Here is a 14,459-nt window from a genome sequence, read left to right on the forward strand (position 1 = left end):
GTGTACCCCTACCCGAGACAATTAACCGATTTCACGGGTACGATAAAAGCTTTCTGTAAATAGTCGGCGTTGGGATACGTTCGTTCGAGGCGAACGATGGTGGACTGAGCGTCGTCGTGGTCGGGGAGTCCCGAACCGAGGGCGGAGAAAAACGCTTTTCGTGGGTCCGCACGCGTTTTTGTACGATGAAGGTAGGCGTACTCGGAGCGGGGACGATGGGTCACGGAATCGCACAGGTGACGGCGATGGCGGGCCACGACGTGACGCTCCGCGACATCGAACAGGAGTTCGTGGAGAACGGCATCGAGAGCATCGAGGCGAACCTCCAAGGCGGCGTCGAGCGCGACAAGGTTTCGGAAGCCGAGAAGGACGCCGCGCTCGACCGGATTTCCGGCACGACCGACCTCGAAGCTGCCGTCGGCGACGCCGATTTGGTGGTCGAAGCGGTGCCCGAGAAGATGGGGATCAAGCGCGAGACGTTCGAGGACGTTGAGGCGTTCGCGTCCGACGACGCCATCATCGCGTCGAACACCTCCTCGCTCTCGCTGACCGAAATCGCCAGTGCGTTGGACGACCCGACGCGGGCCATCGGACTGCACTTTTTCAACCCGGTGCACATCATGAAGCTGGTCGAAATCGTGATTCCCGAACAGGCCGACCGCGAGACGGTCGATTTCGCCGCGGAGTTCGTGGAGGGCATCGACAAGGTGGGCGTCGAAGTCAACGACTCGCCTGGGTTTGCCTCCTCGCGTCTGGGCGTCGCGCTCGGCGTCGAGGCCATTCGCATGGTTCAGGAGGGCGTGGCGAGTCCGCGCGACATCGACACGGCGATGGAACTCGGCTACAACCACCCGATGGGTCCCATCGAACTCGGCGACGTGGTTGGACTCGACGTCCGCCTCGGAATCCTCGAACACCTCCGCGAGGAACTGGGCGAGCGGTTCCGCCCGCCACAGATTCTCCGGCAAAAGGTGCGCGCCGGGAAGCTCGGCAAGAAGACCGGCGAGGGATTCTACGTGTGGGAGGACGGCGAAATCGTGGGAGTCTCCGGCGAAAGCCGGACGGCTCGTCAGTCGGGGTCTGAGGGCGTTTCGGGCGAAATGGAGGACGAGAACCGATGACCGACGGCGAAACGCCCGGAAGCCCCGAACAGGTCGCACACGAGTGCGAGACGGTCGATTTCGACGTCGAGGAGCACGTCGGGACGGTCACGCTGAACCGCCCCGACGCCCGCAACGCGCTGAATGCGCAACTGCGCGCCGAACTGAAGGACGTGCTCGATGCCGTCGAGGCGTCCTCGGACGTCCGCGTCGTCGTGCTCACTGGCGCACCGGAGGCGAAGGCGTTCGTCGCCGGGGCCGACGTAACGGAACTCCGGGAGCGGGATGCACACGAGCAGCGCGAAGCGAGCAAGCGACCGCGCGTCTACGAGTACGTGGACGACCTCGAAAAGCCGGTCATCGCGGCCATCAACGGTCACGCGCTCGGCGGCGGATGCGAACTCGCGCAGGGCTGTGACGTGCGCATCGCACACGAACGCGCGAAACTCGGCCAGCCCGAGATCAACCTCGGTATCATGCCCGGCGGCGGCGGCACGCAACGACTCGCGCGGTTGGTCGGCGAGGGGCAGGCCATGCGGTTGATTCTCTCCGGGGAAATCATCGACGCGGAGGAGGCATACGACATCGGGCTCGTGGACGAAGTGTGCGCCGACGACGAGTTCGAGGACCGCGTGTACGAACTCGCGGGACGGATGGCCGACAAAAGCCCGACGGCGCTCGAACTGGCGAAGAAGGCGGTCAAAGCGAGCAGTCGGATGGACTTGGAGGCGGGCATCGAGTACGAGGCCGAACTGTTCGCCCTGCTGTTCGCCTCCGAGGACAAAAACGAGGGTATCGACGCCTTCCTCGAAGACCGCGACCCCGAGTGGCAAGAGCGGTAGTTACGGCCCGCCGATGAGCGTCGCTCGCTCGCGGTAGGTTTCGAACACGTCTTTCGCCCACGCCATCGCGTCGGAGGTGTCGTTCGTGAGGAGACCGCGGAGTTCACCCCGGTCGTCGTAGACGACGAGGCTGACGCCATCCCGTTCCCCTTCGGTGACGATGAGACCGAACGGAAGCGTCGTGTCTAGCTCCCAAATCGAGACGTGGTTCGACGCCAGTGCTTCGTTCAACCGCTCGCCGTAATCGGTGATGAGATATTCGACGACCGGACGTTCGAGCACCAGTTCGGCGGCCATCCCTTCACCGACGGTGCGGTCGTGAAACAGTTCGACGTACTGTGGAAGTGCGACGGGCGAGATACCCAACACCCGGTCGGCATCGGAAACCATCTCCTCGAAATATCGGAGAGGATGGTTCGGTGCGTGTCGTTCGGCGAAAATCGTCGTGGCGCCTTCGACGAGTTCGATGGACACCCTCGAATCGTTCGGGAGAACCGAGAGCAGTTCTCGGGTTCGATTGACGTCCTCGGCGACGCTTCGAAACGCGCCGTACTCGGATTCGAGCATCCGCCCCGCGAGGGTCAACGCGAGACCCTCGTCGGTTCGTTCGACGAGTTCGTACTCGTGGAGTTCCCGAACCGCTTTGTAAACCGTCGAGCGGGACACGTCGAGTTCGTCCCTGAGATGTCGTTTCGGTATCGGCCCCGACGCGAGAGCGGTGAGAAATCCGGCACGCTTGACGACTGTCGAAAGCAACGCGTCCGGACGCTCACCAGAATCGTTCATACTCATCCATCGATTCTTCTCCTCCCTTAAAAAGATGATTTTAAAAAACAGTAACAACTATAAACATCGGTTAGTTTTCGAGACGGGTTTTCGACTTCGAACCCCGTTTGATTAATTAAAGTAATAATCACATAGTATAATTATTCGGTCGTTCGGACTCGGTTCGGACACCGGTCCCCGCTACGTGCAGGCTCGACACTCCCCGTCGCCGGACTACCTGACTGCAAGGAGGGAGAAATGGTTACGAACACACATACGAACCACCACGACGACACACGCGTTCCATCGACATCGGAACTGTTCTCGATCTACGGACACCATCGGCGACGTATCGCCCTCCGTTATCTGTTGGACCACGAGTGTCCGGTTTCGTTGGACGAACTCGCCACGTTCGTCGTCGAACACGAAGCCGTCTGCACTGACGACAGACGATGCGTGTCCATCGAACTGCACCACAATCACCTGCCGCGACTCGACTGCCATGGCTGCATCGAGTACGATATCGACACGAACACCGTGGAGCGCGCGTTCGACGACCCGACGCTCAAAACCGCCTTCGAACGTGCTACTGGTACATTCGGGTGAATGTGAGGTGCGGCGGTAGAGGCCGCACCCGTCAGAGACACATTGCAGTACCGACTGCCTGCTGTGACAGTGAAAACACCGTCCGCAGGCGTTCTCGGAATGTGACTGGTAGGATATATGTCTTTGGTTAATAATTCGGAGTTGTCGATTTATACTGTATTTCTTCGGACATATAAGCGACCCGACGGGGGAACGAACGCAAGGTTTAGGCGCACTTGTCGAGCAGTGTTCGGTATGGCGATTCACAGCGACTGGGGAGACTGGCTGCCACGCGCGGTCGAAGACGCGACGCCGGAGGGTTTTTCGCTCTGGTATCTCGGCTGTAACGGATTCATCCTGAAGGGGAGCGACGGAACGACGCTGTTCATCGACCCCTACGTCGGGACCGGCGACCCACCGCGAACGGTGCGAATGATCCCCGTTCCGTTCGACCCGGACGATGTGACGGAGGCGGACGCGGTGCTGGCGACCCACGAACACACCGACCACGTTCACGGGCCGAGTCAAGCCCCCATCCTCGAATCGACGGGCGCGACGTTCTACGCGCCGGACGACAGCCTCGCTGTCGCGCGCGACGACGAGAAGTGGACCGAGGAGTGGGACGTTTCTCCCGACCAATTCGAAGCGGTCGAGGAGGGCGACACCTTCGAAGTCGGCGAGTTCACCGTCCACGTCGAACCCGCTCACGACGACGACGCAACCCACCCCGTCTCCTACGTCATCGAACACGAGTCGGCCACGTTCTTCCACGGCGGCGACACCAAACCCGGCGACGAACTCGCCGCCATCGGCGAGGAGTACGACATCGACCTCGGCGTGTTGGCGTTCGGCTCCGACGGCTGGATTCCCGACAAGGAAACCCGCGAGCCGAAGTACACGAAATGGTACAGCGACGAAAACGAAATCGCCGCCGCCGCGGACGCCCTGCAACTGGACTGCCTGCTTCCGACCCACTGGGACATGTGGAAAGGACTGACGGCGGACCCGACCGCGCTCTACGACCACACGCGGAGTTACGACTACCCCGAATCACTCGAAATCGTAGAAATCGGCGACCGCGTTGACCGTTAGTGCGAGTGGCCGGTCGCCTGCTCGAACGTGATGCCGATTCGGTCCTCGAACAGTTCTCGCGCCTTTTCCTCGATGGCAACGATGTCCTCGCTGGGTTCGCCCTGCGTGTGGTGAACGGCCGCGTGGGCCTGCTGGACGAACGAGACGATAGCCATGTCGCCGACGACCGTTTCTCGGGATTCGTCCTCTTCTCGGAGGAGGTCGATGAGTCCCGGCGGGAGTTCGATCTCGTCGCTGTTGCCGTCCGGTCCTTCGATGGTGTACGTTTCCGTTTCGACGGAGTCGGTATCTACCATACCTCCGCTTTGACGTGAAGCGTTAAGGGTCTGTGGATGCCGACTGCACCGCGACCGCGGGTTCAAATTTGTGTCCGTATCGGTACAAGCCATCCGTAACTTTTCTCGAACCAATTCGGCGGAATTCGTACCAAAGGCCACTTAACGCTGTATTCGGTAGGGAGTAGCGATGAATATGAAGGAGAAAAATCTCTTTCGTACTATCGTGACACAACTACCACCCGACCCGTCGTCACACGCACAATGGCATCGTTAGTTCTCGTCGTCGCCGTCGCGCTGACGGCATCGATGTTCATGTCGTGGACGGTGGGCGCGAACAGCAATTCGGCGCCCGTCGCACCCGCCGTCGGGGCGAACGCGCTGTCCGTCCTCCGCGCCGCGCTCTTGGTCGGGGTCGTCGCCGGACTCGGGGCCATCGTCCAGGGCGGGAGCATCTCCGAAACAATCGGGAAAGACCTCGTGACCGGCGTGACGATAACGCCGGTCGCGGCCGCGGCGGCCCTGCTGACCGCCGCGACGCTCATCACCATCGGCAACACGCGCGGCTATCCGATTCCCTCGGCGTTCGCCGTCACGGGGGCGATGGTCGGCGCGGGCATCTCGCTCGGCGGCGGGTTCGCCACGGACGAGTACGTCAGAATCCTCGCCTTCTGGTTCACGATTCCTATCGCAAACGCCATCATCGCCTACAGCGTCGCTCGGACGCTCAGAAGCGAGTCGGTGCCGGAATCGGTCGGCATCCCTCTGTTGGCCGGACTGGTCGGCTACGCCGTCGCCAACATTCAACTGACGGTGACGCCGAAACCGAACGGCGCGCCGGGGTCCATCGCCCGCGCGCTCTCGACCGACTGGCACCTGCTTCCGACTCACGTTTTCGGAAGCTACACGCTCGGCATGGTCGTCATCAGCGTCGGCTTCGGACTCCTCGCCCTCCTCGCTACGCGATGGGCACTCACGGGTAACGAGGAGAAGGGAATCAATCGGTTTCTGGTCGTCCTCGGCCTCATGGTCGTGTTCACGAGCGGCGGGACGCAGGTCGGTCTGGCGACCGGACCGCTCGAATCCATCTTCGAAACGGACCTTCACCTGTCCCCGGTGTACCTCCTCGCGCTCGGCGGCCTCGGCATCCTCGTCGGCGCGTGGACCCGCGCACCGCGCCTGATTCAGGCCGTCTCACAGGAGTACGCGTCGCTGGGTCCGCGTCGGTCCATCGCCGCGCTCATCCCCGCCTTCCTCATCGCCCAACTCGCAATCGTCCTCGGTATCCCCATCTCGTTCAACAAGGTGATGATTTCCAGCATCGTCGGCGCTGGCTTGGCCGTTCGCTCGTCCGGGTCCGGCGGCGGCGTTTCGGCGTCCAAAGCGGGCTACACGCTCGGCGCGTGGGTGTTCTCGATGGTCGGTGCCGGACTCATCAGCTTCGGTCTCTATCGCGTGCTGACGATGATTCCCGGGTTCACGTGAGGGGTCACGAAACCAGTTGGTCGAGTATCTCCTCTTCTGCCGCCGCCGTCTTCATCTCCTCCCACGTCTCGAACTCCGTCGTCTCCGCGACGTAGCCGTCGAGACGGTCGTTCGGGAGTTCGTCCATGTCTCCCGCCTCGTCGAGGTCCCACGAACCTCCCCGATAGAACGCGCGAAACGAGTCGTACTGGGTGTGACTTCGCATGAACTCCTTCGAGAAGAACTCGTCCGAGTCCACCCGGGTTCCCGCCTGTAACTCGAAGACGCGCTCCTGTGCTTCTTCGAGCCGACCGTGAAGGGGGTCCAGTTCGGAGACGCGAAGGTCGAAGTCCATGCGCGCCACTACTCGCGTCCAAACACTAAACGCTGTGGCTGGACGTTCACTTCGCGGAAAAACGTCGTGCCTCGAATCCTCGATCAGTCGTCGGAGGCCGCCGCACCCTCTTGGGCGGCGCTCGCCTCGCCGAGTTCGGCCGTCTCCAGATAGTCGTCCGCGTCGAGGGCCGCCTTACAGCCCATTCCCGCGGCGGTCACGGCCTGCTGGTAGTGGTAGTCCACCACGTCGCCCGCGCCGAAGATTCCGGGCACGTCCGTCCTCGTCTGGTTTCCGCCTTTCCCGCCCTGCGTTTGGATGTAGCCTTCCTCGTCCAGTTCGACGCCCGTGTCTTTGAGGTAGCCCGTGTTCGGCGTGTGGCCGATTGCGAGGAACACCGCGCCGATGTCGAAGTCGAACTCCTCGGTTTCGGGGTCGTCGAGTTTCTCGGACGGCTTTCCGTCGGGATTTCGTACCATCGTCACGTGGTCCACGCCTTCCTCGGGCGAGCCGTGTATCTCGGTGACTTCGGTGTTCTTCATGACCTCGATTTCGCCGTCGTCGACCTTCTCCTGCAGGCGGTCCTGCCAGTAGTCCTCGGCGCGGAACTCCTCGCGGCGGTGGACGAGGTACACCTTCTCCGCGAACTTCGTCAGGAAGGTCGCCTCCTCGAAGGCGGCGTCGCCGCCGCCGACGACGATCATCTCCTCGTCGCGGAAGAACGCGCCGTCACAGGTCGCACAGGTCGAGACGCCGTAGCCCATCAGTTCGTCCTCGCCCGGAATCGAAAGCGTGCGGGCGCTCGCGCCGCTGGCCGCGATGAGCGCGTCGGTCGTGTACACGTCGCCGTTCGTGAGCTCGACGCGGAACGGACGGGAGGACTCGTCAACGTCCTCGATGATGCCGGTCCGCACGTCGGCACCGAAGCGTTCCGCCTGTTCCTGCATGTTGTTGATGAGTTCAGGTCCGCTGATGCCGTCGGGGAATCCGGGGTAGTTCTCCACATCCGTCGTGAGCGTCAACTGCCCGCCGGGTTCGTCGCCCTGCAGGACGAGCGGGTCGTTGTTCGACCGGGCGGAGTAGATAGCCGCGGTGAGTCCCGAGATGCCGCTCCCCGAAACGATGACTTTCCGGTGTTCCGGGTCGGAATCGACGGTTTCACCGCCGTCGGCCAGCGCGAGGCCCAGCTTTTCGTCCAGCTCGCCTTCCTCTTCGAGCGCGCAGGTTTCGTCCCAGCCCCCGATGAGTTCGTCGTCGATGAACACTTCCGGGGCGGTTTTTCGCCCGTCGGCGCGTTCGACCATCTCTTCGAACAGCTCCTCGTCGCGGGTTACGTTGTACGTCTCGTACTCGACTCCTTTTCCGTCGAGGAGTTCTTTGGCCTTATCGCAATAGGAACAGTTCTCCTTGATGTACATCTCGACACGAGGCTCTTCGTTCATGGTGCAATATCACTCGTCGTCGTGTATTTACCTTGCGCTGTCTCCCGTCGTTTCCGGTTTCGCCGTCGAACTCGCTCGAAGGTCTTACCTTCGCGCTCCGCCACGATTCGGCTATGGCCGCAGAGTTAGTCGAGAAGACGAACCGCTACGAACGCCTGCTGTCGGAGGCGCTCGACGCCGCCGAAATCGCCGCGCCGACGGACACCCCGATGGGCGAAGCGGCGGTGGACTGCCGGGAGATGGCCCGGTCGTATCTGGAGGACGGGCGGCATTTCAAGGACGAGGACGATTTCGTCAACGCGCTGGCGTCGTTTTCCTACGGCCACGCGTGGCTCGACGCCGGGGCGCGCATCGGCGTCTTCGACGTTCCCCGAGAGGGGCATCTGTTCACGGTGTAGGCCGCATACTGAATCAGTAGGGCGATGCGCTTACGTGGGCAGAGTGTTTCGGTTGGGGGTGATGGAGGGCGTCCTCTGGTACGTGCTCACCGGTACCCGTGGCGGAGCCAACCGCGTTCGGTTGGTCCGGGCCGTCGACGAGCGACCACGGAACGCCAACCAACTCGCGGAGGACTTGGACCTCGATTACAAGACGGTTCGTCACCATCTGGACGTCCTCATGGACAACGGAATCGTCGAGAACAGCGGCGACGAGTACGGTGCGGTGTACCTGTTGACTGACCGAGTGCGACAGCACTGGGAGACGGTCGAGGAGATAATCGGGAAGGTGGAATGAGTATGGCCGAATCTGGGAAAGCATATATGCGAACACGATTACAAAGGAGGGACGACGGATGGGAATCTGGATAGACGTCGCGCGGGTTTCCACGGCGCTCAACGTGGTGTTACTCCTCGGCTTGAGCTACGTGTGGCTCGACAACTACCGTCAGTTTCAGTCGAAACACACGCTCGGTCTCTCCGTGTTTTCCGTCCTCCTTCTCGCGCAAAACGCGTTGGCGTTCTACATCTACTCGTGGGATAACTTGTTGTCCGTTTGGTTCGCAACCAAGGTTCCCGCCCCCGCGTGGAAAGCGATGCTCGCGCTTCACGTCCTCGAATTTCTCGCGCTGGTGTTCCTCGCGTGGGTCACGTGGGACTGACCTCCTCTTCTCGACCGTCGCCTCTCGGACTAGATGACCATTTACGCGTGTTTAGCCACTCCATAGCAAGGGGTCCGGAGGACCTACGAAACGTCCGTGACACCTCGAACTCGACGCGCACCGACCGGGGCGTGGTCAAGGTGAGCGGAAGCGGGAAACTGTGGTACGTCCTCTCCGGCAGTCGCGGCGGCGCTCGCCGGGCGACCCTACTGGCGGAACTCGCCGAGGAGCCGCGCAATCCGAACCGGTTGGCGGCCGACCTCGACATCGACTACAGCACCGTTCGGCATCATCTGGACGTCCTCGTCGAGCACGAACTCGTCGAAACGGAGACGGGAGATTACGGGTCGCGGTACGTCCTATCGGCGGAAACCGAACGGAACTGGGAGGAGGTCGAGCGGATAATCCGAACGGTGTCGTAGCGACCCGACACGGCTCAGCCGAGGACGCCGAATCCGTTCATCGGACCGAACAGGACGTGAAGCAGGACGCCGACGACGAGCGCGGGTATCGTGGTGTAGATGGACGCCACGACCGCGGCCGTTTTGTCGATGGCGATGAGCGGGAAGAGGGCGTCCCCGTCCTGACTGATGGCGTTGGCGGTGAGCGCGGAGAACGGTATCGCGCCCTCGGCGTACACGCTGGCGAGCACGATTTGCGGGCCACAGCCGGGAATCAGGCCGACGACGGCACCGGCGATGGGGGCGAGGAGGCCCGCGGCCGCGGCGAGCGCGCCGACGTCGATACCGAACAGCAGGACACCGTACTCGTAGAGCAGGTACGCGGCGAGCACCCAGACGGTGACGAAACTCGTTTCCATCGCCGCGTGCGTGAGGGTTTCGTACGCATCCCCGAACGATTCGGGTGCCCGACCGACGTGCCCGTCGCCGAGGTAGTGTCGGCCGACGAAGTAGAGATACAACGACAGGGTGGTTCCCGTCACTCCGACGACGGTGAACGCTCCGGCATAGGAGGGACCGACGGTGAGCGCGACGTCCGGCGCACCCGCGAGCAGGTACATCACTCCGAGGACGAGCGCGGCGGCCGCCGACACCCACCAGACCGCGTGAGCCGCGTGACTCAGCGGCGTCAAGACGGACGAGGTTCGTGCGGCCCCCGTTTCACAACCCGCATCGTACTCGTGCGTCGGATTGCCGCCGGGACCGTCGGCGGCGAACCCCCCGTCGGTCGCGGTCCGTCCGAACGATGCGACGGCGCGGTCGATTCGGCCGACACCCATCCCGAAGCGGTCGATGGCGTAGCCGGAGAGGACGGCCGTCACGAAGGCGACGCCGTAGGCGTACAATCCCGCTTTCGGGGCCAGTGCGAGGATGACGAACGCCGAATCACCGGCGGTCGCGATGAGCGTTGCGACGACGGTGCCGAAGCTAACCGTCCCGCGAACGTACAGCGGCATCATCACGATTGCCCCGCCACAGCCCGGCGTGAGTCCCATGAGAGCGCCGAACAACGGTTGGAGGCGCTCGTTTTCGGAGAGTCGCTCGACCAGCGCCCCGTTCGTTCGGTACTGGACGAGTCCGAAGAGGAGGACGGTAACGGCGACGAACGCACTCACCTGCACGTAGCCGTCCCTGACGGATGCGAAGAATATCTCCACAACGTTATTCATCCGCTCCACGCTCCGTTCTGCCTACCGAAGATGGTTTTAGACATATCTAAAAGCTAGTTTAGCACTATACTACATTAGTGTTTTGCCCGTCGAACAACCGTCGTCTCTCCTCCGAAGAACTGAGATGGTGCCATATGATATCAATAGCCGCAATTTTTATGCCCGTCACTCCGTTCTATCTACCTGCAATGGCGAAAGGTACGGTAACCTTCTTTAACGACACCGGCGGCTACGGTTTCATCGAGACTGACGACGCGGACGACGACGTGTTCTTCCACATGGAGGATGTCGGCGGCCCGGACTTAGAGGAGGGACAAGAAGTCGAATTCGACATCGAACAGGCGGACAAAGGCCCACGCGCGACGAATCTCCAGCGGCTCTGAACGAATCTCGTTCGGGGGACGAACGACGGACAGCGGCCGCTCAGTTTCGGCAGAGCGCCAACAAGATTTTTCTCCTTTCCGACCGATACTGTCGGTATGGTGGAAACCTACGTTCGATTACTCTGCCCGGAATGCGGAAAACACTGGGAATCCAGTCCCAACGATCTGCCGGAACCCAAACGACAGTTCCACTGTCCGAACTGTCACGCAACGAGACGGACGTCGGAGTTCACGCGGACCGAGCGCGACCTCGAAACGCTCAAACAACTCCAGTAAGCCGACGTTGTACTCGGCGAAGGGACCGATTTCGAACGACGGATCTCTTTTTGCGGTTCGCCGTCTCTCGTCTCCCGTAGCGAACGAGTCGTTTACTCGTCGTTATGCCCCGACACACTCGACGACTGCCCCCTCGAAATCGAACGTGTTCGAGCGTCAGAACCGGACGATTTCGGAGTCGGCTTCGATACCGACCGGAAACCACCGAAAAGCTGACTATACGGCGTGCTAACGGGACTCAAGATAATAATATAACCCTGCAACCGTTACGTTCGTGTGCTTATGAAGAAGCAGGAGCTCATCCACCTTCACGGCCTGCTTGCGGAAGTTGGCAACCATTTCGAGGAACAGGACGGGAAACAGATCACGCTGGACGACTACGACTCTCTCGGTGTACGACCGACGTCTATTCATAAATCAAAAACAGACCACAAGGCAGCTGTTTTTGCACTCTCCGAGGCCATCACCGACGGTATGCGTGCGACCGAACGCGAAGCGGTCGCACCGCAGGCAGACTGAGCGACGGTACGCCGATTCTCGACGATAACTGATTCTCCAGTGGCAACTTCCGCTGTTGCTAAATTCTCCTGCCAGAAGTGACAACTTATGTGCTGTATCGGATTCTCAGACATGATAACAGTCTGTGGGTTATAATACATGTCCCTCCGTACTCGGACGGTAGTGGACTGACAAATATCAAACAAAAACACCATAAGACAAACATGAAAGATAATAAGACAGACAGTTCGTCGCTGGAACGAGGTCAGGTCGGCATCGGAACACTCATCGTGTTCATCGCGATGGTGCTGGTCGCCGCAATCGCTGCGGGCGTCCTCATCAACACGGCAGGATTCCTTCAGTCGAAATCCCAACGAACTGGAACGGAGAGTACCGCACAGGTTACCGACCGCGTACACGTGGTCAGCGCGTACGGGAATGTCACGTATAACTCATCGATGAATCAACACGTAGTGGATTACGTCAATCTCACGGTGATGAAAGGCTCCGGCGCAGGCGACATCAACCTCTCGAAGGCGACAATCGAGTGGCTCGGACCCGACGACGGTCTCATTCTGGTGAACGGAAGCACCCCGGACAAGCAGAACTTCACAGTCGAACCGATTCGTGACACGGATGACACGCTTCCCGTTCTCGTCAATCAGGACGACCGGTTTAGAATCGTCCTCGATACGGAGAGAATCACCGGCGGACTCAAAGAGCGACAGGAGTTCACGATCAAAATCGTGACTACCGCGGGTGCGGTGACGTACCACCACAGCATCCCGGAAACGCTCTCGGATAGCCACGCAATCGCGCTATAATCACACCCCTTTGTCAGTTTTTTCAGCCTGCTCAGCGACGCCTATCGTGCCACGCGGGGAACTCCCCGCGGACCTCTTCCACCCGCGTCGGGTCGATGTCCCGGACCACGACTTCCGGTTCGTCGCCCGTGCTGGCGAGCATCGTTCCCCACGGGTCGTACACCGACGACCGACCGATGAGCGTCGCGTCCTCGTAGGACCCGGACCCGTTGATGGCGGCGACGAAACACTGGTTTTCGATGGCACGCGCCCGGGTAAGCACTTCCCAGTGTTCGACCCTCGGATACGGCCACGCGCTCGGAACGAGAACCAACGTCGCGCCCGCCTCCGCGATGTCGCGGTAGAGTTCGGGAAACCGAAGGTCGTAACACGTCGTCATCCCGACGGTGATTCCATCGAACTCGGCGATGCCGAGCGATTCACCGGGAACGAGCATCTCGGCTTCCGCCGACTCGTAGCCGAACAGGTGGTGTTTTCGATACACCGCTTTCCGTCGCCCGTCGCGGTCGAAAAAGACGGACGTGTTGGCGAGGCCCTCCTCGGCGGGGGTTTCGCCGTCGGTTTCCGAGAGGTCCTCGACGATGCTTCCCGCGAGGACGCCGATATCGTGTTCGTCGGCGAGGTCGGAGATTCGTGAGAGCGTCGGCCCGTCGAGTGCTTCCGCATTTCGCTGGTACGTATCGAAGGCGAAGTAGCCGACGTTGAATATCTCGGGGAGTGCCACGAGGTCCGCGCCGCGTTCCGCCGCCGATTCGATGGCGTCGGTCGCCCGACGGACGTTCGTTTCCACGTCGCCGCCGTCGATGGCGATTTGGGCGAGTGCGAGTTTCACGAGACGACACCGACCTCCTCTTGCAGCTCGGTCTCCAAGTTCGTCAACTCGTCGTCCAGGTGTTTTTTGAAATAGCGCTCGATGCCGGGAACCCGACCCTCCACGATGAACCGATTGTGGAGTTTACAACCGGAGTCGGTCTCCTCGATAGTGTGCTCGCCCGTGACGCGCATCGCCGATGATCGGCCGACGAACTTCACGTATCGAGGTTCCTCGCGGCTCACGTCCTCCGTCTTGACGGGAATCGTTCGGTTCACGAACGGAATCGGGAGTTCGATGTGCCACGTCGCCCTCCTGCCTCCGGCTTTCGTGTCGTAGTCCGCAACCACGCTGATAGCTTCGGCTCGGCGTTTTGGGTCGGCGATGAAGTCCCACACGTCCTCCGGCGGTACCGGAAGATCGAAGGTCCGCTCTACCCGGACAGTCATACGACTAGATTAGGCTGTAGCGGTAAAAAGCCAGCCACTTAGCTCGGACTTACTTTCCACGTCGTCGAACGAGCGCGTCCCCACTTCTCGATGTCCACGTCTTCGGACTTTTCGGCCAGTCGGGGGAGTCGGGAACCGACTTGCTTCGATGAGAGTCCGAGGTGTTTGGCGATGTTCTTTGCGCGGAAATAGCGCTCACCACCAGCCACGCTCTCGCGCAGGAATTCGAGGATACGCTGTTCCTCGTTGCTGAACTCTGTCATCCTCACCCCCACTACGGGCCTGACGGCCTTAACCATTATCCTCCGCCGGACAAGTATCGATTTCGAGTCAGTTCTGATAGAGGTGGCTCGCGGCGACCGCGAGGACTCCCGCAATCATCGCTGCCGCAAAGCCCCACGCGGCGGTTTCCGTCCCCGGAGTGACAAACGTTACCGCTGCACCAGCGATTGCGAGGAGGACGAACAGCACGGAAAGTCCCGTCCCCATATCCGTCGTAACTGCCTGTGTTCCTGCCATATGCTCTCTTTTTCGGAGCGGGAACTTAGTTCATTCTACTCGGTGGAGTGACTACCACGGTACGACAGTAA

General features: G+C 61.1%; 22 protein-coding genes. 13 read left to right on the forward strand and 9 right to left on the reverse strand.

The features are described from left to right. Positions 1-185 precede the first annotated feature (185 nt). On the forward strand, positions 186-1,121 hold the full coding sequence (locus tag OPC11_RS01610; protein ID WP_264780821.1) for a 3-hydroxyacyl-CoA dehydrogenase family protein: 936 nt from the start codon (positions 186-188) through the stop codon (positions 1,119-1,121). Further along, the gene (locus tag OPC11_RS01615; protein WP_264780822.1) at positions 1,118-1,942 is read left to right on the forward strand and encodes an enoyl-CoA hydratase-related protein; all 825 of its coding nucleotides are present in this window, start codon (positions 1,118-1,120) and stop codon (positions 1,940-1,942) included. The genes OPC11_RS01610 and OPC11_RS01615 overlap by 4 nt, the downstream gene beginning before the upstream one ends. Here OPC11_RS01615 and OPC11_RS01620 read toward each other — a convergent pair whose 3' ends face one another. Continuing rightward, complete coding sequence (locus OPC11_RS01620; protein WP_049940969.1) at positions 1,943-2,728, reverse strand: hypothetical protein; 786 nt, start codon at positions 2,726-2,728, stop codon at positions 1,943-1,945. Between the two features lie 237 nt (positions 2,729-2,965). Between OPC11_RS01620 and OPC11_RS01625 the strand changes: the two genes are divergently transcribed. Together OPC11_RS01625 and OPC11_RS01630 are read left to right on the forward strand one after the other, a co-directional pair. Continuing rightward, positions 2,966-3,313, forward strand: a complete 348-nt coding sequence (locus tag OPC11_RS01625) for a hypothetical protein (RefSeq protein ID WP_264780823.1) — start codon at positions 2,966-2,968, stop codon at positions 3,311-3,313. A gap of 234 nt (positions 3,314-3,547) precedes the next feature. After that, positions 3,548-4,384, forward strand: coding sequence for an MBL fold metallo-hydrolase (locus OPC11_RS01630; RefSeq protein WP_007977338.1), 837 nt, complete (start codon positions 3,548-3,550; stop codon positions 4,382-4,384). Here the strand turns inward: OPC11_RS01630 and OPC11_RS01635 are convergent. After that, positions 4,381-4,680: a hypothetical protein gene (locus OPC11_RS01635; protein ID WP_264780824.1), complete on the reverse strand. Its 300-nt coding sequence runs from the start codon at positions 4,678-4,680 to the stop codon at positions 4,381-4,383. The two genes, OPC11_RS01630 and OPC11_RS01635, sit on opposite strands and share 4 nt — an antisense overlap. Positions 4,681-4,923: 243 nt before the next feature. Between OPC11_RS01635 and OPC11_RS01640 the strand changes: the two genes are divergently transcribed. Beyond that, on the forward strand, positions 4,924-6,144 hold the full coding sequence (locus OPC11_RS01640; protein ID WP_264780825.1) for an inorganic phosphate transporter: 1,221 nt from the start codon (positions 4,924-4,926) through the stop codon (positions 6,142-6,144). Between the two features lie 4 nt (positions 6,145-6,148). Here OPC11_RS01640 and OPC11_RS01645 read toward each other — a convergent pair whose 3' ends face one another. Both OPC11_RS01645 and trxB read right to left on the reverse strand, forming a co-directional pair. Then, positions 6,149-6,478: a hypothetical protein gene (locus tag OPC11_RS01645; protein ID WP_264780826.1), complete on the reverse strand. Its 330-nt coding sequence runs from the start codon at positions 6,476-6,478 to the stop codon at positions 6,149-6,151. Positions 6,479-6,561: 83 nt separating this feature from the next. Beyond that, positions 6,562-7,875: a thioredoxin-disulfide reductase gene (gene trxB / locus OPC11_RS01650; RefSeq protein WP_306421005.1), complete on the reverse strand. Its 1,314-nt coding sequence runs from the start codon at positions 7,873-7,875 to the stop codon at positions 6,562-6,564. Between the two features lie 137 nt (positions 7,876-8,012). On the opposite strand from trxB, the gene OPC11_RS01655 reads away from it, so the two are divergent. The 4 genes from OPC11_RS01655 (at position 8,013) to OPC11_RS01670 (ending at position 9,420) form a co-directional block, all read left to right on the forward strand. Beyond that, on the forward strand, positions 8,013-8,297 hold the full coding sequence (locus OPC11_RS01655; protein WP_007977353.1) for a DUF357 domain-containing protein: 285 nt from the start codon (positions 8,013-8,015) through the stop codon (positions 8,295-8,297). A 61-nt stretch (positions 8,298-8,358) separates the two neighbouring features. Then, positions 8,359-8,634, forward strand: a complete 276-nt coding sequence (locus OPC11_RS01660; protein ID WP_007977355.1) for a winged helix-turn-helix domain-containing protein — start codon at positions 8,359-8,361, stop codon at positions 8,632-8,634. 58 nt (positions 8,635-8,692) lie between these two features. Continuing rightward, positions 8,693-8,998, forward strand: a complete 306-nt coding sequence (locus OPC11_RS01665) for a hypothetical protein (protein WP_007977357.1) — start codon at positions 8,693-8,695, stop codon at positions 8,996-8,998. 131 nt (positions 8,999-9,129) lie between these two features. Then, positions 9,130-9,420, forward strand: coding sequence for a winged helix-turn-helix domain-containing protein (locus tag OPC11_RS01670; protein ID WP_007977365.1), 291 nt, complete (start codon positions 9,130-9,132; stop codon positions 9,418-9,420). A gap of 14 nt (positions 9,421-9,434) precedes the next feature. Here OPC11_RS01670 and OPC11_RS01675 read toward each other — a convergent pair whose 3' ends face one another. Then, positions 9,435-10,628 (reverse strand): putative manganese transporter, encoded by a 1,194-nt coding sequence (locus tag OPC11_RS01675; protein WP_018128740.1) that lies wholly within the window; start codon positions 10,626-10,628, stop codon positions 9,435-9,437. A 188-nt stretch (positions 10,629-10,816) separates the two neighbouring features. Here OPC11_RS01675 and OPC11_RS01680 point away from each other — a divergent pair, with 188 nt between their 5' ends. From OPC11_RS01680 to OPC11_RS01695, 4 genes are all read left to right on the forward strand, one after another. Beyond that, a complete protein-coding gene (locus tag OPC11_RS01680) occupies positions 10,817-11,011 on the forward strand; it encodes a cold-shock protein (protein WP_007977377.1) in 195 nt (64 codons plus the stop codon). A 96-nt stretch (positions 11,012-11,107) separates the two neighbouring features. Continuing rightward, positions 11,108-11,287 carry a hypothetical protein gene (locus OPC11_RS01685; protein ID WP_007977378.1) on the forward strand — a complete coding sequence of 60 codons (180 nt, stop codon included), beginning with the start codon at positions 11,108-11,110 and terminating at the stop codon, positions 11,285-11,287. A 282-nt stretch (positions 11,288-11,569) separates the two neighbouring features. Then, a complete protein-coding gene (locus OPC11_RS01690) occupies positions 11,570-11,806 on the forward strand; it encodes a UPF0058 family protein (RefSeq protein ID WP_007977379.1) in 237 nt (78 codons plus the stop codon). A 203-nt stretch (positions 11,807-12,009) separates the two neighbouring features. After that, positions 12,010-12,609, forward strand: a complete 600-nt coding sequence (locus tag OPC11_RS01695; protein ID WP_007977380.1) for an archaellin/type IV pilin N-terminal domain-containing protein — start codon at positions 12,010-12,012, stop codon at positions 12,607-12,609. A gap of 31 nt (positions 12,610-12,640) precedes the next feature. Here OPC11_RS01695 and OPC11_RS01700 read toward each other — a convergent pair whose 3' ends face one another. From OPC11_RS01700 to OPC11_RS01715, 4 genes are all read right to left on the reverse strand, one after another. Next, entirely contained in the window at positions 12,641-13,441 is an 801-nt protein-coding gene (locus tag OPC11_RS01700; protein WP_264780828.1) for a carbon-nitrogen family hydrolase, read from the reverse strand. After that, the gene (locus tag OPC11_RS01705) at positions 13,438-13,869 is read right to left on the reverse strand and encodes an SRPBCC family protein (RefSeq protein ID WP_007977382.1); all 432 of its coding nucleotides are present in this window, start codon (positions 13,867-13,869) and stop codon (positions 13,438-13,440) included. Before OPC11_RS01705 ends, OPC11_RS01700 begins: the two co-directional genes overlap by 4 nt. Before the next feature lie 38 nt (positions 13,870-13,907). Continuing rightward, positions 13,908-14,132 carry a hypothetical protein gene (locus OPC11_RS01710; RefSeq protein WP_007977383.1) on the reverse strand — a complete coding sequence of 75 codons (225 nt, stop codon included), beginning with the start codon at positions 14,130-14,132 and terminating at the stop codon, positions 13,908-13,910. Between the two features lie 67 nt (positions 14,133-14,199). Continuing rightward, positions 14,200-14,388: a hypothetical protein gene (locus OPC11_RS01715; RefSeq protein WP_018128742.1), complete on the reverse strand. Its 189-nt coding sequence runs from the start codon at positions 14,386-14,388 to the stop codon at positions 14,200-14,202. Positions 14,389-14,459: the final 71 nt, after the last annotated feature.

This window comes from Haladaptatus sp. T7 (assembly GCF_026008575.1).
GTDB lineage: Archaea > Halobacteriota > Halobacteria > Halobacteriales > Haladaptataceae > Haladaptatus > Haladaptatus paucihalophilus.

Coding starts and splice junctions, on each gene's coding strand:
- OPC11_RS01610 (WP_264780821.1), top strand. CDS start 186: ATGAAGGTAGGCGTACTCGGAGCGGGGACGATGGGTCACGGAATCGCA.
- OPC11_RS01615 (WP_264780822.1), top strand. CDS start 1,118: ATGACCGACGGCGAAACGCCCGGAAGCCCCGAACAGGTCGCACACGAG.
- OPC11_RS01620 (WP_049940969.1), bottom strand. CDS start 2,728: ATGAACGATTCTGGTGAGCGTCCGGACGCGTTGCTTTCGACAGTCGTC.
- OPC11_RS01625 (WP_264780823.1), top strand. CDS start 2,966: ATGGTTACGAACACACATACGAACCACCACGACGACACACGCGTTCCA.
- OPC11_RS01630 (WP_007977338.1), top strand. CDS start 3,548: ATGGCGATTCACAGCGACTGGGGAGACTGGCTGCCACGCGCGGTCGAA.
- OPC11_RS01635 (WP_264780824.1), bottom strand. CDS start 4,680: ATGGTAGATACCGACTCCGTCGAAACGGAAACGTACACCATCGAAGGA.
- OPC11_RS01640 (WP_264780825.1), top strand. CDS start 4,924: ATGGCATCGTTAGTTCTCGTCGTCGCCGTCGCGCTGACGGCATCGATG.
- OPC11_RS01645 (WP_264780826.1), bottom strand. CDS start 6,478: ATGGACTTCGACCTTCGCGTCTCCGAACTGGACCCCCTTCACGGTCGG.
- trxB (WP_306421005.1), bottom strand. CDS start 7,875: ATGTACATCAAGGAGAACTGTTCCTATTGCGATAAGGCCAAAGAACTC.
- OPC11_RS01655 (WP_007977353.1), top strand. CDS start 8,013: ATGGCCGCAGAGTTAGTCGAGAAGACGAACCGCTACGAACGCCTGCTG.
- OPC11_RS01660 (WP_007977355.1), top strand. CDS start 8,359: ATGGAGGGCGTCCTCTGGTACGTGCTCACCGGTACCCGTGGCGGAGCC.
- OPC11_RS01665 (WP_007977357.1), top strand. CDS start 8,693: ATGGGAATCTGGATAGACGTCGCGCGGGTTTCCACGGCGCTCAACGTG.
- OPC11_RS01675 (WP_018128740.1), bottom strand. CDS start 10,628: ATGAATAACGTTGTGGAGATATTCTTCGCATCCGTCAGGGACGGCTAC.
- OPC11_RS01680 (WP_007977377.1), top strand. CDS start 10,817: ATGGCGAAAGGTACGGTAACCTTCTTTAACGACACCGGCGGCTACGGT.
- OPC11_RS01685 (WP_007977378.1), top strand. CDS start 11,108: ATGGTGGAAACCTACGTTCGATTACTCTGCCCGGAATGCGGAAAACAC.
- OPC11_RS01690 (WP_007977379.1), top strand. CDS start 11,570: ATGAAGAAGCAGGAGCTCATCCACCTTCACGGCCTGCTTGCGGAAGTT.
- OPC11_RS01695 (WP_007977380.1), top strand. CDS start 12,010: ATGAAAGATAATAAGACAGACAGTTCGTCGCTGGAACGAGGTCAGGTC.
- OPC11_RS01705 (WP_007977382.1), bottom strand. CDS start 13,869: ATGACTGTCCGGGTAGAGCGGACCTTCGATCTTCCGGTACCGCCGGAG.
- OPC11_RS01710 (WP_007977383.1), bottom strand. CDS start 14,132: ATGACAGAGTTCAGCAACGAGGAACAGCGTATCCTCGAATTCCTGCGC.
- OPC11_RS01715 (WP_018128742.1), bottom strand. CDS start 14,388: ATGGCAGGAACACAGGCAGTTACGACGGATATGGGGACGGGACTTTCC.